Genomic DNA, 22,551 nt, shown 5'->3' on the forward strand with positions numbered 1-22,551 from the left:
AGTTCTTGGAGGTCCAGCTTGTGTATAAACGTATTATAGTGGCTGTCGCGGGCGCGTTGTTTGCTCTGCTTGCGCTACTGGCGGCGATTATCACCGACCTATATGATCGAGACTTTCCTCAGGCGATTGGTGCCGAGAGCAGGTTAAACCTTGATTTCAGCGAATCGGGGCTTTCTATTACTGAAGCGTTTGCGAAGCTGGAGAAGCTCGATGCACGCTGGAATCTTGGGCTGGTCAAGGTTGCGCCAGACCTTGCAAGCGACGGCGATGGCCAGGTCTACGTAGCACTTAACGATAGAGATCTGCCCGACGAATTTACTTGGTTTGGCGGCGATGGTGCAGGCAAGATTGTCGGTAAGGACCGGCTTGAAACCTCCTACCCCGATGGGTTCTATCTCGTGACCGGTGAAAAGGCTCACTTGAGCGAGTTTGAGGACACGCTGAAAAGTGAAGGCGTGAAGGTCGGTCGCGGGGATGCGTCCATTTTTAAAAGCCTTGAATTCGTTGTGCGAGAAAGAGGATTTGCTGCCGCTGTTCTTGCAGCATTTGCGCTGATTGCGGCGCTTGCGTTGTTCTGGTTGTCGTTAAGAGCGCGTGGGCGTGCTCTTCGGGTTCTGGGCGGGTGCCCGACCTCGCGGATTCAGGTTCAGGACCTGGCCGGGTTCGGGGGGGCGCTGCTGGTTTCGGCGGTGGCTGTAGCACTGGTTGCGTCTTGCTACGTAGGTTTGTTTCATGGCTGGATATATGTCGGTACCTTCCTCAAGGCGCTGTTCAGTCTGCAGGTCGCTGTTATTACCGTATCCCTGTTGGCTACGCTGATCATGTCAGCTTCCGCATGGCCTAGCGCTACCATGATCGCCACCAGACAACCTGCTGTTAAAAGCTTGCGTTCAGCTGCCATCGTGATCCAGGCGTTAACGTTCCTCCTGGTGGTAGCTGCGGCTGGACCTGCTTGGTCCGCATACAAACATTCCTCAGCTATAGCTGCTGAAATGGCTCAGTGGAAGAAACTCGCAGATCAAGTTGCGATTGTGTTTGCGACAGACGTTGACGAGATGAACCACATGGAGCCGCAGATTGGTAAACTGGTAAAGGATGCGGAATCGCTTGATAAGGTAGCTTTTTCCTACACATATACTCAAGAAATGCCAATGCCAGCCGATTTTGGAGAGTACTCGGCCATCTCTTACGTGAACCAGCGTTGGCTTGATATGGTGACCATGGATGCACCACAGCCTGCTGTTACAAAGGTGCCTTATCATAGCATTCCAAAAGGGCTTGTCAAAATGATTCGAGAAGAGGCCGAGCTTTTGTCGAGGAAAGAGCTTTCCGATGAGCAGTTCGGTAAGTTCAAGTTCTTGCGGCCGATCGACGGATTCCGGTTGCCGGTAGCCCAAGGAGGAGGAGGGGAAAGACTTCACTTTGCGGACGATGTCCTAGTTGTTGTCGTGCCCTCGCTCTACGATACTTATAACGATTCTGCTTTGACTTCCATGGTCTCAGGTAGCAACATCGTATTCACTGGTGTAACTGCTACGCAGGAATTGTTAGGGAAACACGGCTTTGACGTGAAGGCACTGCGTGATCGAGATATCAACGGTGAACTGAAAGTTGTCTATGTTGCCGAAGAGGGGATTCTCCGCGCGCAGTTCGCAGCGTACGTTGTATGGTTGTTGAATCTTGCGCTGATTGCATTAGTTATTGCTTTCACTGTCGCTGCTGCGATTAGTGCATTGATAACCGCGCTGCTGCAGGCGAAGCGTGACTTTCCGCTGCGGGTGGCAGGCCAGTCATGGGTACGGATTCTCCGGAGCCGTGTAGCCAAAGAAATGCTTGTTGGGGTCGGCCTTGTGGGCGTTGTTGTTTTGCTCCAAAGGCCTGATGAGATAGGGGCTGTACTAGTGGCCGCGGTGTATGGGTTGCTTGTTGTGCCGCTGAGTCATCTGTTTGCTGTACGTTGGTGTTTTGATAGAGCCAGCAAACGGCGAATTTGACCGGAGGTAAGATGTCGGATGAAGCCCAGGGCGTTTCAGTACAATTGGCGGTCGGTCCGTGCTTGACGTCACGGACCGTTCGTCTTTCGCCCGGGATCATGACGGCACCCTGGTTGGTCCGAGCGAAATAATTTTCGATTAGTTATACGGTGATTATTACAGATAGGAAAGAGAAATTTCTGAATAGTATTTTTAATCAAAAGCTTATAAATGAAGAAGCTGAATATTGTCAATCGTTTCAAGAAGGACTAATAAAAATAGTTGAAGAAAATGGTTGTATTGATTTCGAAAAGGAGAGGAGAAGACAGAGCTTAATCATATTAAGAGTATGTATAAAGATAAGCCGTTGATATGTCAACACAGGTACGAGATTTTAGTAAGGTAGTTTCTAAATGGATTGAATGGGATACCGAGTATGCATATGAGTATTGGACTCCAATCAAACAAGGTATATCACTGAGTGATACAGAGAAAAGAGCGACATTGAACAACCAAAAGAATATTCTGGTGAATTAATCGACTAAGGAAATACCTCTTAAAACAGGAGTGTGAATGTTAAAAGGAGTTAGTTGATAAGCTATAAAGGCCAATGTCAAAGCTCCTAAAATACCATTGTACCATGATGGCTGCTTATCTCAAGACCCCACTCAAATCCATCCTTTCCCCTCCGCAATCCTTGCCGCTTCCATCCGGTTTTTCGCATCCAGCTTCTGCATAATCTCAGAAATATAATTCCGGACGGTCCCTGACGACAAGAAAAGCTCCTCAGAAATTTCTTTTGTCGTCTTTCCGATATATGCCAGTCGCAAGATGTCCTGTTCGCGTTCGGTGAGCGGGTTTGTTTCGCGGACAGCGTTGAAGGTAAGTTCCGGACTAAAGGTTCTTTTGCCTTCCGTGCATTTTCGGATGGCGTCTGCGAGATCGTCGATTTCCCCGTCCTTGAGCAGGTAGCCGTGGACATTGCTTTTGACGGCGCGTTCGAAGTAGCCGGGACGCGCAAACGTCGTTAGGATGATGATTTTCGTTTTTGCGCCTTGCTTTGCGAGCTCTTCGGCCACTTCCAGTCCGCTTTTGACCGGCATTTCGATATCCATGAGGCAGACGTCCGGTTCTAGCTTCAGAATGGCGGTGAGCGCTTCTTCGCCGTTTGTCGCCTGTTCCATGTCTTCTTCAAGATCAAGCAAGGATCCCAGCGCGCTTAACAGCATTCTTTGGTCTTCGGCAATAAATAAACGAATCATTGGATTGCTTCCTTTCCTTCAGCTTTCTTTACATTTGGAACGGCGATGCATAAAACTGTGCCGTCATGGGTTGAAACGTCGAGAGCGCCGTCGATTAATGCAAGTCTTTCCTTCATTCCGCGCAAGCCGTTACCAAATGGTGTTTTTTGCTGATCCATCCCCATTCCGTCGTCTTTGATGGTAATGCATTTTATCATCTGTTTGAGAGATGGAAATGGTGCAATGGGTGGCGCGGCTGTGTTTGACGATATTTGTGGCGGCTTCGCGTATACACATGCTGACAATGTTTTGTGTGACAGGAGGGATATTTGAAAAATCGGAACCTCCCATGTATTCGAATGTGATGTCTGCAGCCCGCAGGATTTGCTGGATGTGGATGAGCTCTTCTGCAATAGTTGCCGTTTTCATATCAGACACGAGTTCCCGGACTTGTTTTAAGGCTGCTCTTGATGTGGTTTCCATTTCTCTTGCTTCTTTTCGCGCCCGTTCGGGGGCGCTGGCGATGATGCGCTGGACAAGCTGGCTTTTTAATGTGAGCAGTGAAAGAGTATGGCCAAGTGTATCGTGCAGATCGCGGGCAATTCGTACACGCTCCTCGCGCTTGACCAGTTCCTTAATATGCTGATTTGCTTCATCAAGCTTTTGTTCCAGTTCCATGCGGCGGTTCATGGAGCGGATGCCGTATGGTGAAATGAGCATAATCACAAGAAAGGGCAGAAAATAAAAGAGCCGATTAAGCAGGGATGGATCTTTCAGCAGATGATAGATAAAAGGGGCGACCAATACAACAACCAGGCTGGCAAGGCCGCACCGGAACGTCTTTTTTTCCCGGTAATAGCCGATAAAGTTCGCTGAAAAAAAGCCTAAAAATACTAAGTTGATATCATAAAATACAGTGTAGATTAAAATGATTGAAAGCTGGATGGCCAGCCAATAAGTAAATAATTTTTTTTGCGGCGGAATAAAAAAAGCTGGCGGTACGTCACCAAGAAAAGCAGCACGAGTCCAAAACCGATCAGCTGTTTGATTCCCGAGGTCTGATTTGTCAAATAAGAAATGGGCAGCAGTAAATAGATTAAAAAGATATAAGGAAAAAAGCCGTACCGTTTCGGAAACATGCTGAAGTTTTTTTTCATTCTTGTTCACACCGCTTCTTGTTTTCTTCTTATATATTTAGATAGTAGCATAATAACGATTGAATAGGCTAATAGGAAGAGAATATTTTTCCAGTTTGGCATTTGACCTCGAGCGATTTCCCAGGCGCCGCTGCCATAATGATAGGACGGCAGCCAATAGCCGATATTCTGCATCATTTTTGGCATAATTTCAAGCGGCATCCACATCCCTCCGCATACAGCGAGCCCCATATATAACACATTGCTGATTCCGGCTGCTGTATCCACCTTTTTCATCATCCCGATCAATGTCCCAATCGCCAGGAAGGGGAGCGAGCCAAGCAGGGCCCACAATCCGCACAGGAACCATTCCAACGGGGATAAAGAAACGCCGTTAATCAAGGCGCCGGCTAAGAAGATGACTGTAATCGAAAGAATATGAATGACGCTTTGCCCCGCCATTTGAGCGATAAAATAAATATGGTCGGGAAGAGGCGTTACGCGTATGAACGTCGACCATCCTTGTGTCCGTTCTTGAACCATGCGGATGCCAAGCGTCATGATCGAAGAGCCCATGATGCTGAATGTTGTCATTGACATTAAATAATGCGCATTCCAAGCCGCAGGATTCGGAGCATTCGTATTGACGACATTTGTAAAAATATAATAAAAAGCAATCGGCATGGCCAATGACCAAAAGACAAAATATCGGTTTCGAAGCATTCTTTTGATTTCCATTCTGCATTGCATCTGAAATACATTCATTTTACATCGTCTCCTTTGCCTGTCAGCTGGCGAAACGCCTCTTCAAGGTTTCCGCGTTCAATTTGAATATCATAAGCGCCGATCTTTTCTGCGAAAATGAGTTCCAATATTTTGTCCGTATTGGCCGTGTCGATGTAAACCCGGTTGTTTTTACGAAAAATCTGTTTGATTTCCGGGTGCTGATACAGCTTTTCAAGCGACTGTTCGGGATCGACTATAAATGAAACTGAATGCTTCGATATTCTTGATTTTATTTGGAGCGGCGTCCCGTCAGCTACTATGCTGCCGTCTTTAAACAGCAAGATTCGTTGCGCGGCATCATCTGCTTCCTGTAAGTAGTGTGTAGAAAAAATGATTGTTTTTCCTTGCTCTGCGAGCGTTTGAACCGTTTGCCAAAAGCGGTTTCTTGAAGTGATATCCATGCCGACCGTGGGTTCGTCAAAGATCATCAGTTCTGGATCACCGGCAAGCGCCAAGGCAAAGCCGAGACGCCGCTTTTGCCCGCCTGACAATTTTTCCGCCTGTGTTTTTAAATCCTTGTCTGTTAAACCTGTCAACGCTCTAAGCTTTTGAAAGGATAGAGGCTTTGGGTAGTAGCTCCTAACGAGTTCGATGATTTCACCTGCACGCAACCCAGGCATGACGCTGACTTCCTGCAGCATCGTGCCGATTTTTTCACGCACCCGTTTTTCATGCGGCATGGAACCGAATAATGTGATATTGCCTGCCGTCGGTTTTAACAGCCCCAATATCATTGAAATTGTTGTTGTTTTCCCGGCGCCGTTTGGCCCGAGAATGGCTACAATTTCTCCTTTTTTAATTGAAAAATTTATCTGATCAACCGCTGTTTTTTGGCGGAATGTCTTTGTTACATTCGTCAAGCTCACAACATCGCTCATGGCTTACAGACCACCTCCTGATTTACTCATTCCATTGTATAAGCTGAGGGAGGCGGATTTTAGTAAGTGATGTCATGAAAATCGGGTGACAAATGTCATTTTTTAAAAAAATAACAGGGAGCTAGCGAACGGTGCTAAAAAGCAAATGAAGTGGGGGGATTGCGGTAAGTAAACGAGCAGAGCGCCATCATCATCAACGCATCATGGAGATAGAGAGAGCGGTCTTCAATTGGGAAAGAAGCTCTCTCTACTTAAAAGGAGAGTCTCAACCATTATGATTAACCGGATACTTCCTCCCATTCTTCACAATCTTCTCTTCCACAATCTCTTTCACGTCCAATCCAAGATCGTTACATAACATGAATGAGTAGATTAAAACATCTGCGATTTCTTCACGGATGTTTTCTTTATTGGCTTTGAGTGCTTCTTCACTGCTGATCCATTGGAAGTCTTCGAGCAGCTCTGCTGCTTCGATGGAGATTGAGATGGCGAGGTCTTTTGGGTTATGGTATTGCCTCCAGTTTCGTTCATCTCTGAATTCGTTGATTGCGTTGATCAGGCTTTGGATATCGTTCATGACCATTTTCCCCTTTCTAACTCGAGTAGTCTCTTTTTTAATTTAGGATCTGTCGCATAAATATAGAGGCCTTGTATGCCCCGCTTCATCAGGACATTTATTGAATTTAGGATGATTTGTTCTTTAATTTGTTCATTCTGTTCTGGAGACAAATCTGTACGTAACACGAATGCCCCTGTATCTTTGTATTTGGAAGTATCAATTACCAGTTCGTCTTTTTCTTCATCATAGCTTACGGAAGGGCCGAGAACGACGCCGACGTAATTTAAATCAAACCCTTGAACGGTATAAATGGAGCCGACTTCTTTAATAGAATTCGGATTTTCCGCCCATGTCACTTTATCTTGGGTGCTGTTCCAGGGCATGTTAATCCCTTCTTCATCAACGATGTAAGTCTTTTTATCTTTTTTATGTAAATAATCAAAGGTCGAGACAATCCGGGAGAGACCGTCTTCACTGTTTTTGCGTTCAATAGCTGTTTTAAACGCAGCAGCATCTTCAAATATTTTAAGCTCGAAGGAGGAGTCTTCAGTCGGAAAGGGAAGAACTTTCTTTTCAACAAAGCTGTCAATCCACTTGATTGTTTCTGGATTGGCGTTCATTCTCATTTGGTCTGTCAGTTTTACGGTTTTCGCATCATACTGATTAATGATTTCCTCGAGCAATCTTTCGTTCCAATAACTTTTAATCTTTAAGACTTGTTTTGGGTCAAAGATCACCACAGTGATTTTACTTCGCTTAATGATTTCATCCAGCTGGTTTTGGTAGCGGAAATGGTTATAGGAATCTTCCTTTGTCAGAAGCAGGTGAGCTTCATCTACTAATACGATATCCGCTGTTGCTCCCGTCTTGGTCTTCTCATTAATAAATGGTGTCGGCTTCATGAAACTCTTTTTCTTTAAATTCGGTAAGCTGTTGGCGATGCTCTTATAAGTCTTCAGCATTTCGCTGTGATTTACCAGCAAGTAATTATCTGTTTCTTTCAAAAAAGAGTCTTCACTCTTAGCCAAATCTTGAATCGTATTAAACAGAGAGCTTAACAGGACACTTTTACCTGTGCCGGCATCTCCTTCAATAACAATGACATGATTTCCTTCTTTTTGTATACGTTCTTTACAGAAATCAAGGATCTTATTTTTAATATCAAGCTGCTGAGGCGAGAGCTCTTTATAAGGAGATAACTTATAAATGTCTTTATTCCTAAGGTTTTCAAGAGAATCGTTCACAATTTTCTCTTTTCTCAGCTTCTCCCAAATGACTTGAAAGATATTTTCATTATAAAAGGGTTTCTGATAGTAATTGTGCATTTCCCTAGACCTGGTCTGGCTTACGTTTTGCAGCTGGTAGCGGTTATCGGCGATAAAATAGTTAATTAAATTTGATTCAATATTGTATGTCGCAGACTGATGAAATTTCTCATGGCCGATTAAAATAAAGCGATTCAAACTCTTTCGCTTTTCATCATCTATATGATTTTTCAAACGCCGTGCAGCTTGAACCGTTTGTCCAATATATGCAGTCGGTTTCTTTTTCTCGTTATAAAGGATATAAACAATCGGATAGTTATTTATATGCATTGCTTTTACAACATTCACATGGTCTTGAGTAAATTCTCTCTTTTCAAACACAAGTTCATTCATTGTTTCAGCCTCTGAATCTCTTTTTTAAAATAATAGTACCATATTTATGATAAATTAATCTAAATTTTAACAAACAGGAAGCTTTCTGAGGGCATATTGCATAGAAAGGAGGGGGACATCAATCTTATATTGACGCAATATTCCTTCAAGGATATAATATGGAAATCATTTAAGGGGGGATGGCATGGTGTTTAAAAAACCAAAAGTTTTCATAGCAGCGGTTATCTTAGCTCTCAGCAGCTTTGCGGGGACGGCTGCATATGCGCAATCAGGCTACTTTAATACGTATACCGATTATGTTTCCATGTCTAAGTCGGGGTATTTCACGGCGATGCAGGGGATGTGCGTCGACCGCAATAACAATGTGATCTACGCTGCAAAATTGAATAACACGAATCACACGACGCAGTTATTCTCTGTGAAAATGAGCGGTACGGCAAGCAATAGAACCGTTGCACTTCTTAAAAATTCGGATACCAATACTACGAGCTATGATTTAGGGCACGCCAATGACTTGGCTGTCAAAGCATCTGCGGGCGATAAAAGCGTCAGCGTTTATGTGGCGCCGATGTCTGACGGCACTAAGTATGCCAATAAAATCGTGAAGCTCAGCGTCGATACAACGAAAAATACTTATAAAGTGGCTAAAACATATGTGCTGAATTATCAAGGTTCGAATTTGTCGATTGGCGGTATCACATACTCGGTTGGGACGGATAAATTTATCGTAAGATCGGGAAAAAGGTTCTTTATTGGGACATTCAATGATACAACCGGAAAATTCGACTATGAAGCAACGTTTAAATTAAACTATTCGAAAGCTGTTGTGAATCATCAGACAATGGATGTTTCGCATTTCATTCAGCAAGGAATTTCCTTTTACCAGGGGACATTGTATGTGCCGCTTACAAAACCGGACAGCAATGGCAATGCTTCAAATGTGAGCATTATATTGACGTACCCTTTAAATATCAATGAAATGATTAAAGAGCAAAAAACAAACCCGATTCAGGACTTTTCGAAGGAATTGTTTACTCGCAGCGATTTATCTTTCAGAATTACCAGCAGTGCATACACGCTTTTTGAAATAGAGGCTGTCGATTTTGATGACGGGACGCTTTACTTTAATACGAATCGCGGAAAAAGCGGGACGCAAAACGATATGATCGCGACTTTTAATGATTATAATTATTATAAGTAATGAATTTATCAGTCTGTGTCTAAGTGATTGATGCAAAGAAAAGAGGTTCCTCGGGGGACCATTTTTATACGGTGCACCCAGTTGAATTTTAGGGGGGAAAGTTCCGGGAAACTCTCTTATCAATCCTTCTCAAAATATAATTGAATATGGAGTCAGATGTGATCTCCTTTGAATGGTATAAAAAAGTCATTCAGACGAATGGCGAAGAGTTGTAATGCGTGAATCGAGACCCGAATGAAGCGTAACTGTGTTCGGGTTTTTAAAGATCCGAAAAAAGCCGCCGTACTGCCATTGAAGCAGCACAGCGGCTTTTGTATGTTGCGAATCAGGAAATCAAATGCTCCTAACGTGCATTCGCACCAGATCCCATTCAAATGATGATTTGGTTATACGGGCTGTCTGTGCAATCGCCTGCAGTGAATAAGCTAGGGATGGTTTTTCGTCGCGTTTGTTGACTATTTTGTTTGTGTGTTTTTTGGCTTGTCTGAAAAAAAATGTTTAGAAACCAAAATTCCTAGCAAGGTATTCGAGGGGGAAAATAATATTTATTTTAACATTTACATTTTTCTTTTAATGAATTCTTTTTCTAATTCACAATGTATCACATCAACTATTTGGTCAATAAAATTAATCACGTCTAAAGTTTCTTTAGTGTTAAGTTTTTCTTTTTCTAAATTAAAAGAAGGATAGTCGCCTTGATGGACAATTTGATTACGTCTTTGAGCAATAAGATTCAACTTATTAGTAAGGTATTTCTTTTCTAACCCTAAATTATCGGCTATCTTTTGCCATTTGTGTGGTTCTGTCCATATTAATGATAGTCCTTCATTAATTTTTTCTGCAGTTTGAAAGGAAACAAAAGACAATTTTTTGATTACAAACTGTTCGAAAGCGTTTGAAACGAGCAACGAATCTTCCAAAATAGAAACAGGCACGGAAAAATTATTAAAACTATTTGTTGGAGTAATTTCCTTATTAAATGTTTTGATTAAACCAATTTTTACTATATCATGTATATATTTATCTAAAGCTGATACAGCCTGCGTCCATTGCCATCTCAATAAATCATCTAAAATTGGTACTTTAAAATGCTCATAAACCGTTGAAATTTGGTGTGTATCTTTAATAATTAACTTGAATTGATTACGTGCCAAATTCATTTTACTGTTTTTATTATAGCGTTTACTAAATTTTCAAAAATGATATTTAGCTCTCTCTGTTTCTCTAACATTTGGGTTTTAACCGGTCCCGTAGTACCCATTTGCTTATCATTTAATGTGAAAATTGGGACACCATGTTCATGAGATCTTTGATTCAAAGCACCAAAATCAGGAATTTGAGCTAAACAATAAGAATCAATGAAATTAGCCGCTTTGGCAGATGCAATATCATATACCATATTATAAGACTTTAATGTAGAGACGAAATCATTTTCAATAAAATCCTGTATCTCAGTAATTTTGTCATTATAAGCAGCGGCCGGTTTTTTATTACGTAAATTAAATCTCTGAATAATTTCACCAGCAAACTTTGGACTCCTTTGTGGGAGGGGATATGTTGCATTACCGAAAAAAGGCACAGAGTTTTCAGCCCATTGTCTCCATCTCGGTAAGATTTTACTCATGGTTTTCAAAGCCATTATGGAGAATGGATCCGGATTTGTTGGTATAATAAATGCGTCTGAAGAAATGAAGAATGTTTGATTAATAGCACTCAAACCAGGGTTCATATCTATTAATACATAATCAATAGAATATTTTTCGACACAAAGTTTTATAAGTTCATAAAATGCCCCGGGAAGATTTTGTAGAGTTGTAATTGCGTTATTACTATTTAGTGATAAGCTTAGGGAAGGATCATATTCCGAAAGATCCATGTGCCCTGGTATTAAAAAAAGATTTTGATTTTCAGAAGGAGAATAGCAGTTAATGGCTTCAATAGGTTGGGGTGCTCCTTCAAATGCAGGACGAACTGCATCTTTTATATTATGTAATCTATTTTCTCCTGTATAGTAATCTTCAAATTCATCTTTCAATAATAAGCCTGTTAAATTACACTGAGGATCTCCGTCTACTAATAAAACTTTATATCCTTTATCTGCCAATTTCCAACCAATATTGTAGGTTGTTGTTGTTTTACTTACCCCCACTCTTATGGTTGAATATGGAAATAATCTTGAATTCATGAAATTGGTTCATTCAAAACAATCCTCCATTTCAAGATTATAATTGCATTATACCTCAAATTTGTAAAAAAAGAAGTATTTTTGGATGGATTTCAAAAATGCAAGGTTAGATTATCCTATATATGTTTGATATGACAGGTTAAATTTTTCGATCTTCAAAAAAAGCCGTTATACCACCAATAGGGGTATAACGGCTTTTTTATATCAGTTCCGAATCAGGTAATCAAATGCTCCTAACGCAGCATTCGCTCCGGACCCCATTGAAATAATGATTTGGTTATATGGTCCGTCTGTGCAGTCGCCGGCAGCGAACAATCCAGGGATGGTTGTTTCTCCGCGTTTGTCGACTGCGATTTCGCCGATGCGGTTGCGTTCGACGGTTTCAGGCAGCCATTCCGTGTTTGGCACAAGACCGATTTGGACGAAGACGCCTTGGAGCTCGACGTGTTTTTCTTCTCCTGTTTCACGGTCTACGTAAGTGATGCCGTTTACGTTTTCATCGCCCGTGATTTCTTTTGTTTGGGCGTTTTTCACAACAGTCACGTTAGGGAGGCTGTAGAGACGTTTTTGCAGAACTTCGTCTGCTTTCAGCTCCGGCGCGAACTCAAGAACAGTCACGTGGTTGACGATGCCTGCAAGGTCAATCGCCGCTTCGATGCCGGAGTTGCCGCCGCCGATGACGGCTACGTCTTTGCCTTCAAACAATGGTCCGTCACAGTGAGGGCAGTATGCGACACCTTTGTTTTTGAACTCTTGTTCGCCGGGTACGCCGATATTGCGCCAGCGTGCGCCAGTTGAAAGAATGACGGTTTTGCTCTTCAGAACAGCGCCGTTTTCGAGTTCTAGATGGAAAAGGTCTTTTTTCTCGAGGCCTTTTGCTCGTTGCAGGTTCATGACGTCGATATCATAATCCTTCACGTGTTCTTCAAGGCTTGCCGCAAGCTTAGGCCCTTCGGTGCGCTTCACGCTGATGAAGTTCTCGATGCTCATCGTGTCAAGGACTTGGCCGCCGAAGCGTTCGGCAACGATTCCCGTACGGATGCCTTTGCGCGCCGCATAGATTGCTGCGCTGGCGCCGGCAGGCCCGCCTCCGACAACGAGTACATCGAACGGTTCTTTATCAGAAAGCTCAGACGCATCTGTGCCGCTGCCCATCTTCGCAAGAATTTTTTCAAGCGTCATTCGGCCGCTTCCAAAGGATTCGCCGTTCAAGTATACAGTCGGCACAGCCATAATGTTTTTGCTTTCGACTTCTGACTTGTATGCCGCACCGTCGATCATTGTGTGAGAGATGTTCGGGTTGAGCACGCTCATCATGTTCAATGCCTGCACAACATCCGGGCAGTTGTGGCATGTGAGGCTGATATAAGATTCGAAGCGGTACTCGCCGCTGATGTTCTTGATTTGATCGATGATTTTTTGATCGACTTTCGGCGGTCTGCCGCTTACTTGCAAGAGTGCCAGCACCAAAGATGTGAATTCGTGACCGAGCGGAACCCCGGCGAATGTCACGCCTGTATCTTCTCCGGCACGATTGACGCTGAAGCTTGGCGTTCTGTCGAGCTGCGCCTTTTCAACAGTGATTTTTGATGACATGGAAGCCAGCTCTTCTACAAGAGCCAGCATATCCTTAGAGACACTGTCATCGCCTGCACTGACTTTAAGGACGATGTCATTTTCAATCATCTGCATGTATTGGTTTAATTGTGCTTTGATATTTGCTTCAAGTACCAATTGAATGCACTCCTTAGATTTTGCCTACTAGGTCAAGGCTTGGTGTCAGTGTTTCAGAACCTTCTTCCCATTTAGCCGGGCAAACTTCGCCTGGGTTTTGGCGGACGTATTGAGCCGCTTTTACTTTGTTGATCAGGATGCTCGCATCACGGCCGATACCGCCTGCGTTGATTTCAACAGCTTGGATGACGCCGTCCGGATCGATGATGAATGTTCCGCGGTCAGCAAGACCTTCTTCTTCGTTCAGCACTTCAAAGTTGCGGGAGATCGTTTGAGATGGGTCGCCGATCATCGCGTAAGTGATTTTGCCGATTTTCTCAGAGCTGTCATGCCATCCTTTATGTACGAAGTGAGTATCTGTAGAAACAGAGTATACTTCGACACCTAGTTCTTTTAGAGCTTCGTAGTGGTTTTGAAGGTCTTCAAGCTCAGTCGGGCAAACAAATGAGAAATCCGCTGGATAGAAGCAGAAAATGCTCCATTGGCCTTTCAGATCTTCGTGTGTAACATCGATAAACTCACCGTTTTTGTAAGCTTTTGCTGCGAATGGTTGTACTTCTTTTCCGATTAGAGACATAATATCGTCCTCCTGAATGTAGTTTAAGAGAAATAAAATTGTAAACTTTATTTCTCTGTAATTATTATAATTATATACAAATTATCAAATAATAAATATTTTTTGTCAAGGGGAAAGACCTTTATTTTTTTGTTAAGTATTTCAGCTAAAGAAAAGAGTTGGAGTTTCATTTTCATATAGTATGATTGGCACAAATGATAGAGAAGTGAGAATAAAGAGGCCTAATTGAAAATAAAGAAAAGCCGTCGGAATGACGGCTTCAGCGTGTCGACAAATCCTCGCATTCGTTGTCAGGCCTGCGCGTCGGTGCTCACGAATTCCAACATTCGCTGCGCTCCGATGCTCGGCCTTCCTAGACTGCAAGGGTTTTCAATCACGCTGAAAGGATGACAAAATCCCAAAACTAAAAGTCGTTTTGGGATTTTGTCAACAAACTAAAGCCGTCGGAATGACGGCTTTTTTGGCTAAACTCCTTTATACGCGGAACGGTAAATCTCAGCCAGCTCTGAAACGAGCGGCAGCTTAGGATTGGCTGTCGTGCACTGATCTTCAAAGGCGCGCTCGGCCATGAGATCTACTTTGCTTTCGAATGCGGCGGCATCCACGCCGTTTTGTTTAATGCTCATCGGAATTTTAAGCTCTTTGGCAAGCGAGATGATCTCCTGGATGAGGCTTTCAACACCTTCTGCAGTTGTTTTTGCAGGCAGGCCGAGCGTTCTGGCAATCTCCGCGTAGCGCTGGTCGGCTATGAAGTGGCTGTATTTAGGAAATGCCGTGAACTTTTTCGGCTTCGCTGCATTATAGCGGATCACGTGCGGCAGAAGGATGGCGTTTGCCCGTCCATGAGCGATCTGAAACTCGGCGCCAAGCTTATGGGCTAAGCTGTGGTTGATGCCAAGGAAGGCATTGGAAAATGCCATTCCGGCAATCGTTGATGCATTATGCACTTTTTCGCGGGCCAGCTCGTCGCTGCCGTTTTTGTATGCTCTTGGCAGATATTCGAAGATCAGCTGGATGGCCTTCATGGCCAAGCCGTCAGTATAGTCGTTGGCCATGCACGATACGTATGATTCAATTGCGTGTGTCAATACGTCCATTCCTGTGTCGGCCGTGATATGTTTCGGCACGGTCATGACAAATTGCGGGTCAATGATCGCGACATCCGGTGTTAATTCATAATCGGCCAGCGGGTACTTTGTATTCGTTTCTTTGTCTGTAATGACAGAGAATGAAGTGACTTCAGAACCTGTGCCTGATGTCGTCGGGATTGCGACGAATTTTGCTTTTCCTCCCAGTTTCGGGTATTTGACGATGCGCTTGCGGATGTCCAGAAATTTTTGCTTTAAGCCAAAGAATTCAGCATCAGGGTGCTCGTAGAACATCCACATTCCTTTTGCGGCATCCATTGCCGAACCTCCGCCGAGGGCGATGATGACATCCGGCTGGAATTTGGCCATCATGTCGACGCCGTTCATCACCGTTTCGATTGAAGGATCAGGCTCGACATCAGAAAAAATTTCGCAATGAACGTAATCCGGGCGCCTTCTTAAGTAGTGAAGGGCGCGGTCTACATATCCGAGTTTCACCATTCCCGGATCGGTCACAATAAACGCTTTTGAGATGTCAGGCATTTTCGCTAAATATTGGGTTGCGTGTTTTTCAAAATAGATTTTTGGAGGCACTTTAAACCACTGCATATTGACATTCCTTTTCGCCACTTTTTTCGTGTTGATTAAATGAACGGCCCCTACGTTTGACGAGACGGAGTTCCCGCCATATGTGCCGCAGCCGAGCGTTAAAGAAGGCATATAGGCGTTGTAAATGTCGCCGATCGCTCCTTGTGACGACGGTGCATTGACAATGATCCGGCCGGCCTTCATCCTTAAGCCGAATTCTTTAACGGCTTCTTGATCGTTCGTATGAATCACCGCCGAGTGGCCGGTTCCCCCGAACGCCAGCATCTCTTCGGCGCGTTTTAATCCTTCTTCAAGCCCGCTGACTTTGTAGCACGCTAAAACAGGGCTCAGTTTTTCTCTGGACAGCGGGTCATCCGGACCTACACCTTCTAATTCGGCGATGAGGATTTTTGTATCTTGCGGCACTTTGATACCGGCCATTTCAGCAATTTTGAATGCTGGCATGCCGACGATATCAGCGTTTACCGCGCAAGTATTTTCATTGATGACCAATTTTTCGACATTTGATTTTTCGGTTTTATTTAAGAAATAGCAGTTGTTTCTTGTCATTTCGGCTTTGACGTCTGAGTAGATGCCTTTGTCTATGATGACGGCCTGCTCTGATGCGCAAATCATGCCGTTGTCAAATGTTTTGGATAAGATCAGATCATTGACGGCTTGCTTCAGGTTGGCAGACTTCTCGATGTAGCACGGAACGTTTCCAGGTCCGACGCCAAGGGCCGGTTTTCCGGAGCTGTAAGCGGATTTCACCATGCCTGCGCCTCCTGTTGCGAGGATCAGGGAAACGTTCGGGTGGGTCATTAGGGCTTGCGTTGCATCCAGAGAAGGCGTCTCGATCCATTGGATGCAGTTGTCGGGTGCTCCTGCTTTGACGGCTGCGTCCCGAAGGATTCTCGCCGCTTCGCGGCTGCATTTTTGGGCGGATGGATGGAAAGCAAACACGATTGGATTTCTTGTTTTAATTGATATCAGGGACTTGAACATGGTGGTGGAAGTAGGGTTGGTCACCGGCGTCACGCCGGCGATGACACCGACAGGCTCCGCGATTTCAATGACTCCGTCGTGTTCGTTTTCATTGATGATGCCCACTGTTTTATCGTATTTGATATGATGGTAGACATACTCTGTGGCAAACATGTTTTTAATGATTTTATCTTCATAAACGCCGCGCTTCGTTTCTTCGACGGCAAGTTTGGCGAGAGGCATGTGCTGATCAAGGCCGGCAAGCGCCATCTGTTTGACGATCTCATCAATCTGCTCCTGATCAAAGCTGCGGAATTCTTCCAATGCCTTTAGGCCTTTTTCGACTAGCTGATCAATCATGTTTGAGGCATTTTGCTTTTGTTTCATGTTCTTTTCTTCGATTGCCATTGTAAACCCTCCAGTGAATGAATAGGAATTTGATTACAACAGGATGTCCAGGGATGAATGAAGTCGGTAAAGTTTGTGAAACATTTCACAAGTTAGGTTAAAAATTTTTATCCCTGAAGCGGATATCTGGTTTATTTTGGCATCAATCCTCCTTTTCTGTTGTTGAATTTATCATAGCACGAATTTGAAATATAAGTTTGTGAAATGTTGAACAAAGTATGAAAATCCATTTGAGTGAAATAAGAATGCACCCCGAGATCCGGGGTGCAGTTTTTAATACCAGTCCGTATGAAACACGCCTTCCATATCCGTCCGCTCATACGTGTGAGCGCCGAAATAATCGCGCTGGGCCTGCAGGAGGTTTGCGTTTGAGCGGCCTGTGCGGTAGCCGTCGTAATAGGAAAGGGCAGTGCTTAGGCACGGGAATGAGATGCCTGAGCTGATGCCTTCGCAGACGACCTTCCGCAAGCCGGACTGGTATTCTTTTAGTTTTTCAGCGAAGTCAGGTGCGACCAGCAGGTTGGACAGGTCCGGCTGTTTGTCGAACGCCTCGCTGATGAGATTTAAAAATTGTGCGCGGATGATGCAGCCGCCGCGGAAGATGAGGGCGATGTCCTTTAACGGCAGGTTCCATCCGTTCAGGTCAGATGTCATTTTGTATTGAGCGAAGCCTTGTGCATAGGCGCAGATTTTGCCCATATATAATGCCTGTCTGACGCGGTCGATCCACACGTTTTGATCCAGGCGCCGTTCTTCTGTTGCAGGTCCGGCCAATACTTTTTCCGCAGCTGTCCGTTCGTCTTTTAATGATGACAGGTAACGGGCAAACAGGGATTCCGTGATAATCGATGATGGAATGCCGTTGTCGACGGCCTGCAGGCTCGTCCATTTGCCCGTGCCTTTTTGGCCGGTTTTGTCGAGGATGACGTCGATGAGTGGAGCGCCCGTCTTCTCATCCTTTTTCCGCAGGATCTCCGCCGTGATTTCGATTAAATAGCTGTTCAGCTCTCCTTGATTCCACGTGTCGAAAATGTCAGCGATTTCATCTATCGGCAAAAGAAGCTTTTCTCTTAAAAACGTATATGCTTCGGCGATGAGCTGCATGTCTGCGTATTCGATGCCGTTGTGCACCATTTTGACAAAATGACCCGCGCCTTTCGGACCGATGTAGACACAGCATGGATCTCCATCCACTTGGGCGGCGATTTTTGTGAGAATCGGAGCGGCTTTTTCGTAGACGTCCCGGTCTCCGCCTGGCATAATGGATGGGCCTTTTAAAGCGCCGATTTCGCCGCCGGAAATGCCGATTCCCAAGTAGCCGATTCCTTTCACTTTCAAACTGTCATATCGTCGTTCTGTATCTTCATAGTGGGAGTTGCCGCCGTCCATGATGACGTCCCCTTCTTCAAGCAGAGGGACGAGCGAGTCGATGACAGAATCGACCGGTTTGCCTGCTGTGACCATAAGAAAGATTTTTCGCGGCTTTTCTAAAGACTGTACGAAATCTTCAAGCTCATAGTATGGCTTGACTGTTTGGCCTCCCGTTTTTTGGACGAGTTGATCGGTTAAATCCCTTGTGTAGTTATAGACGGCGACTTGTTCGCCTTTGCTTGCCATGTTCAGGGCGATATTGCTCCCCATGACCCCCAAACCTATGACACCGATTGTATTGCACATGTAGTACCTGCTCCTTCACTAAAACTTTTTTATACAAATAGACTTAACAATAAAGTAAATCCTAATCCGGCCACCGCGATAATTGTTTCAAGCAGTGTCCAGGTGGCGAATGTTTCTTTCATGCTCAGGCCGAAATACTCTTTGAACATCCAGAAGCCCGCGTCGTTGACATGGGAAGCGATTACACTTCCTGCCCCTGTTGCAAGCACAACCAGTGCAAGATTGACATCGCTTTGTCCGAGCATCGGAAGAACGAGTCCGGTCGTGCTTAATGCAGCAACTGTCGCGGAACCTAAAGAGATTCGCAGAATCGCGGCGATGACCCAGGCGAGCAAGATCGGCGACATGGCCGTTCCTTTGAATAATTCAGCTACATAGTCGCCTACTCCGCCGTTGATCAAGACTTGTTTGAATGCGCCGCCGCCCCCGATGATCAAGAGCATCATTCCGATTTGAGTAATGGCGGTTGAACAGGAATCCATCACTTGTTTGATCGGGATCTTTCTGGCGATACCCATCGTATAAATCGCGAACAACAGGGAGATGACCATCGAAGTCGAGGCATTCCCGATTAAACGAATCGCTGCCAGGAAGCTGTTGTCTGCAAGTCCCATTGTTTCTTGAATGAGAGTAATAATAGTCGAAATCGACATGATAATGACTGGAAGCATAGCTGTGAAGACGCTGATGCCAAAGGCTGGCGTCTCTTCAAGCTTGAACGTTTTCTGTTCACCGAGTGAAGCGATGCTGCCCATTTTCTCAAATGATTGCGGTACGATTTTTTTCGCCAGTTTCGTAAATAAAGGTCCGGCCAAAAGAACGGTTGGAATTGCAACAATGATACCGTAGAGCAGCACTTCCCCGATATTGGCGCCGAGTTCTCCCGCGATAGCCGTCGGTCCCGGATGCGGAGGCAGGAAGCCGTGTGTGACGGATAAGGCCGCCGTCATCGGAATTCCGAGGTATAAAATAGAAATCTTCAATTCTCTTGAAATTGCGAATACAATTGGAATCAATAAAACCAATCCGACTTCGAAGAATAAAGCAACCCCGATGATAAAGGAGGCGATGACGACCGCCCATTGGATGTTTTTCTCCCCGAATTTGTTGACGAGGGTCATCGCAATGCGCTGAGCGCCCCCTGAATCCGCGATCAGCTTGCCCAGCATGGCGCCGAGCCCGAAGATCAATGCGATATGGCCGAGCGTTCCGCCAAGGCCTTGTTCAATCGTTTTGACGATGTCGTCAAACGGCATTCCAAGTGCCAATGCAACACCGAACGATACGATAATCAAGGAAACAAACGTATTCAGTTTTAACCCCATAATCAAAAGCAATAATGCGACAATCCCGATTGCTACGATTAATAATGGCATGATAACGCCTCCAATTCTTCCCCTATTTTTTGCTGGTTAAGCTTCTTTGATAATTTGCAATTTGTGTATACTCGTTTTCCAGTGCTCGAGATAAGTTGATAAAGATCGGCATTAATTTTCTGTATTCTTTGGCCGATTCTTCTTTCGGCGCGTGTCTGTGCGTGCTTCCGACCATGTCGGAGACGACATCGAACGAATCGATTTTTCCCGTCGCGTACAGTCCCAAAATGCAGGCTCCGAGACAAGAGCTTTCATAGCTTTCCGGCACGACGACTTCCGATTCGAAAATATCGGCCATCATTTGCCTCCACACATCAGACCTTGCGAAGCCTCCGGTCGCCTGAATTCGGGCAACTGGACCGTCCATGCATTCTGTCAACGCCAGGAAGACGGTGTACAGATTGTAAATAACCCCTTCCAATGCCGCGCGGATCATGTGTTCTTTTTTATGGGACATGGTGAGGCCGAAGAATGAACCGCGCACATCCGGATTCCAGAGCGGCGCCCGTTCGCCAGCGAGGTATGGATGGAACAGCAGTCCGTCGGCACCCGGTCTGACGCGTTCGGCAATTTTGGTCAAGACATCATATGGATCAATGCCGAGGCGTTTTGCGGTTTCGATTTCTGATGAAGCAAATTCATCTCTGATCCAGCGAAGGACGATCCCGCCGTTGTTGACTGGCCCGCCGATGACCCAATGGTTTTCAGTTAAGGCATAGCAAAAGATTCTGCCTTTTTCATCGGTTTGCGGCTCATCGATAATCGTGCGAATCGCGCCGCTTGTCCCGATGGTGACGGCGATTTCGCCTTTTTTAATCGCGTTGACGCCGAGGTTGGACAGCACGCCGTCGCTTGCGCCGATGACAAACGGCGTTTGCGGATCGATTCCCATCATCGCCGCCAGTTCCGGATTGCAATTATGGAAAATTGCTGTTGTCGGAACGAGCTTTGATAAGTGGTCGGGCGTGATGCCGGCAATCGCAAGTGCTTCTTCGTCCCAGGCCAAGGTTTTGAGATTCATCATTCCCATCGCCGAAGCTAATGAGTGATCAACGACATATTGATCAAATAGTTTTTTGAAAATATATTCTTTGATTCCGATATATTTTTTCGCTTTGGCAGCGGTTTCAGGATGTTCGTTCACAATCCACGTGATTTTGCTTAGCGGCGTCATCGGGTGAATCGGCGTTCCCGTCCGTTTGTAGATATTGTGCCCGTTCATTTCTTCTTTGATTTTATGAGCCCAGCCTTCGCTTCTGTTATCTGCCCAAGTGATGCAGGAGGTGAGCGGCTTGTCGTTTTCGTCCATCGCAATCACGCTGTGCATCGCACTGCTGAATGAAATGAATGACGGCTGTTTGTCGGGATGCTGCTGCATGATTTTCGCCGTTGACTGGATGACGGCCTGAAAGATCTCATCCGGGTTTTGTTCAGCGGTCGAGATGTCCGGCGTGTGAAGCGGGTAGCCGATGCTTTCCTTTTGGATCACGTCCCCTTTTTCACTGAATAAAACCGCTTTCGTGCTTGTCGTACCGATATCTATGCCTAACATATAACTAGTCATTTTGTTGTTCGGCTCCTTTCGCCAGCATTTGTTGCGACAGCCATAGATCTTCAACTTTACCTTGTACGTCATCGAAATTTTGATGTAGGGATTTAAGCATCAGATCCCTGTCTTTCGTTTTGATCGCTTGAATATAAAGTTCATGGTTATCGAGAATTCGTTCAAAGTCTTCGTATTTTTCTTTTAAGCGGGCCCGCATGGATAAAAGAATAAAGCTTTCCATCACAGGTTTGAGATTGTTCCATATCATCAAAATGTAAGAATGATTGATGGAGCGGACAATCGTTTCGTGAAATAAGACGTCTTGAAATGAGAACTCGTCGGCATCTTTGTATTTGATGGAGACTTTCATCATCTCCAATATTTTGCTGAGGTCTGTTACCAGTTCGTCGACATTGGCCTGTCCAAGCCGTTCGAATACGAATGTTTCCATCACCAGGCGCACATCATAAATTTCTCCTATTTCTTTTTCGGTTAAACCGATGACAACGGCCCCCATCCGTTCCAAACGGATGATTTTTTCCGATGCCAGTATTTTTAAAGCCTCGCGGATGGGAGACCGGCTCACCGAGAATTCCGCAGCCAATTTATTTTCAGATAAAATGGTACCGCTTTCAATCAAACCGGAAATAATGCGCATTCTCAGCTCGCATGCGACGCGAACACCAGTTGAAGCTCTAGAAAGCCACTTCTCCGGATATAAAAGGCCTTTAGATTCGCTCATACACTCACCTTCCTAGTTATACGAGTATACTTGTATACAAGTATGATAACGCGATTATTTTGATTATGCAAACACTTTCATTTTAAATTTTTCGAAAAATTTTTCCATTTAGAAACCATTTGTTTTGCAGAAGCGCTTTGAAAGCCCCCCTGAAGCAAAAAAGTAAAGGGAGCAGGTGCCCTTTATGTTTTGACCATTTCTGTGGCAATGTTGT

The 22,551-nt window shown here is 44.8% G+C and carries 16 protein-coding genes and 2 pseudogenes; 2 read left to right on the forward strand and 16 right to left on the reverse strand.

Going from position 1 to position 22,551, the window contains the following annotated elements; translation table 11 throughout:
- Positions 1 to 20 precede the first annotated feature (20 nt).
- Positions 21 to 1,994: a hypothetical protein gene (locus ACVC9U_RS19910; protein ID WP_069500891.1), complete on the forward strand. Its 1,974-nt coding sequence runs from the start codon at positions 21 to 23 to the stop codon at positions 1,992 to 1,994.
- A 647-nt stretch (positions 1,995 to 2,641) separates the two neighbouring features.
- On the opposite strand, the gene ACVC9U_RS19915 is transcribed toward ACVC9U_RS19910, so the two are convergent.
- The 6 genes and pseudogenes from ACVC9U_RS19915 to ACVC9U_RS19940 form a co-directional block, all read right to left on the reverse strand.
- Positions 2,642 to 3,235: a response regulator transcription factor gene (locus ACVC9U_RS19915; protein ID WP_016885630.1), complete on the reverse strand. Its 594-nt coding sequence runs from the start codon at positions 3,233 to 3,235 to the stop codon at positions 2,642 to 2,644.
- A pseudogene (locus ACVC9U_RS19920) lies at positions 3,232 to 4,371 on the reverse strand (sensor histidine kinase). Before ACVC9U_RS19920 ends, ACVC9U_RS19915 begins: the two are co-directional and overlap by 4 nt.
- Before the next feature lie 6 nt (positions 4,372 to 4,377).
- Positions 4,378 to 5,115 (reverse strand): ABC transporter permease, encoded by a 738-nt coding sequence (locus ACVC9U_RS19925; protein ID WP_441391410.1) that lies wholly within the window; start codon positions 5,113 to 5,115, stop codon positions 4,378 to 4,380.
- A complete protein-coding gene (locus ACVC9U_RS19930; protein ID WP_075212815.1) occupies positions 5,112 to 6,014 on the reverse strand; it encodes an ABC transporter ATP-binding protein in 903 nt (300 codons plus the stop codon). Before ACVC9U_RS19930 ends, ACVC9U_RS19925 begins: the two co-directional genes overlap by 4 nt.
- Before the next feature lie 265 nt (positions 6,015 to 6,279).
- Positions 6,280 to 6,591 carry a nucleotide pyrophosphohydrolase gene (locus ACVC9U_RS19935; protein ID WP_073425180.1) on the reverse strand — a complete coding sequence of 104 codons (312 nt, stop codon included), beginning with the start codon at positions 6,589 to 6,591 and terminating at the stop codon, positions 6,280 to 6,282.
- Positions 6,588 to 8,231 (reverse strand): DUF2075 domain-containing protein, encoded by a 1,644-nt coding sequence (locus ACVC9U_RS19940; protein ID WP_044789555.1) that lies wholly within the window; start codon positions 8,229 to 8,231, stop codon positions 6,588 to 6,590. Before ACVC9U_RS19940 ends, ACVC9U_RS19935 begins: the two co-directional genes overlap by 4 nt.
- Before the next feature lie 184 nt (positions 8,232 to 8,415).
- Between ACVC9U_RS19940 and ACVC9U_RS19945 the strand changes: the two genes are divergently transcribed.
- Positions 8,416 to 9,432, forward strand: coding sequence for a hypothetical protein (locus tag ACVC9U_RS19945; protein ID WP_009330005.1), 1,017 nt, complete (start codon positions 8,416 to 8,418; stop codon positions 9,430 to 9,432).
- Positions 9,433 to 9,802: 370 nt separating this feature from the next.
- Here the strand turns inward: ACVC9U_RS19945 and ACVC9U_RS19950 are convergent.
- The 10 genes and pseudogenes from ACVC9U_RS19950 to ACVC9U_RS19995 all read right to left on the reverse strand — a co-directional run.
- Positions 9,803 to 9,868, reverse strand: a pseudogene (locus ACVC9U_RS19950) (hypothetical protein); the annotation flags it as partial.
- 121 nt (positions 9,869 to 9,989) lie between these two features.
- On the reverse strand, positions 9,990 to 10,592 hold the full coding sequence (locus ACVC9U_RS19955) for a HEPN domain-containing protein (protein WP_009330004.1): 603 nt from the start codon (positions 10,590 to 10,592) through the stop codon (positions 9,990 to 9,992).
- Positions 10,589 to 11,617, reverse strand: coding sequence for a ParA family protein (locus tag ACVC9U_RS19960; protein ID WP_141234521.1), 1,029 nt, complete (start codon positions 11,615 to 11,617; stop codon positions 10,589 to 10,591). Before ACVC9U_RS19960 ends, ACVC9U_RS19955 begins: the two co-directional genes overlap by 4 nt.
- Positions 11,618 to 11,821: 204 nt before the next feature.
- Positions 11,822 to 13,351 (reverse strand): alkyl hydroperoxide reductase subunit F, encoded by a 1,530-nt coding sequence (ahpF, locus tag ACVC9U_RS19965; protein WP_441391411.1) that lies wholly within the window; start codon positions 13,349 to 13,351, stop codon positions 11,822 to 11,824.
- A 13-nt stretch (positions 13,352 to 13,364) separates the two neighbouring features.
- The gene (ahpC, locus tag ACVC9U_RS19970) at positions 13,365 to 13,928 is read right to left on the reverse strand and encodes an alkyl hydroperoxide reductase subunit C (RefSeq protein WP_003177913.1); all 564 of its coding nucleotides are present in this window, start codon (positions 13,926 to 13,928) and stop codon (positions 13,365 to 13,367) included.
- 464 nt (positions 13,929 to 14,392) lie between these two features.
- Positions 14,393 to 16,996, reverse strand: a complete 2,604-nt coding sequence (gene adhE, locus ACVC9U_RS19975) for a bifunctional acetaldehyde-CoA/alcohol dehydrogenase (protein WP_095325122.1) — start codon at positions 16,994 to 16,996, stop codon at positions 14,393 to 14,395.
- 273 nt (positions 16,997 to 17,269) lie between these two features.
- Positions 17,270 to 18,673 (reverse strand): decarboxylating NADP(+)-dependent phosphogluconate dehydrogenase, encoded by a 1,404-nt coding sequence (gene gnd, locus ACVC9U_RS19980; RefSeq protein WP_003177908.1) that lies wholly within the window; start codon positions 18,671 to 18,673, stop codon positions 17,270 to 17,272.
- A gap of 29 nt (positions 18,674 to 18,702) precedes the next feature.
- Entirely contained in the window at positions 18,703 to 20,049 is a 1,347-nt protein-coding gene (locus ACVC9U_RS19985) for a GntP family permease (protein ID WP_003177906.1), read from the reverse strand.
- Between the two features lie 22 nt (positions 20,050 to 20,071).
- On the reverse strand, positions 20,072 to 21,613 hold the full coding sequence (gntK, locus tag ACVC9U_RS19990; RefSeq protein ID WP_009329998.1) for a gluconokinase: 1,542 nt from the start codon (positions 21,611 to 21,613) through the stop codon (positions 20,072 to 20,074).
- Positions 21,606 to 22,337 (reverse strand): GntR family transcriptional regulator, encoded by a 732-nt coding sequence (locus ACVC9U_RS19995; protein WP_003177902.1) that lies wholly within the window; start codon positions 22,335 to 22,337, stop codon positions 21,606 to 21,608. Before ACVC9U_RS19995 ends, gntK begins: the two co-directional genes overlap by 8 nt.
- Positions 22,338 to 22,551 lie beyond the last annotated feature (214 nt).

This window comes from Bacillus sp. GM2 (assembly GCF_056155945.1).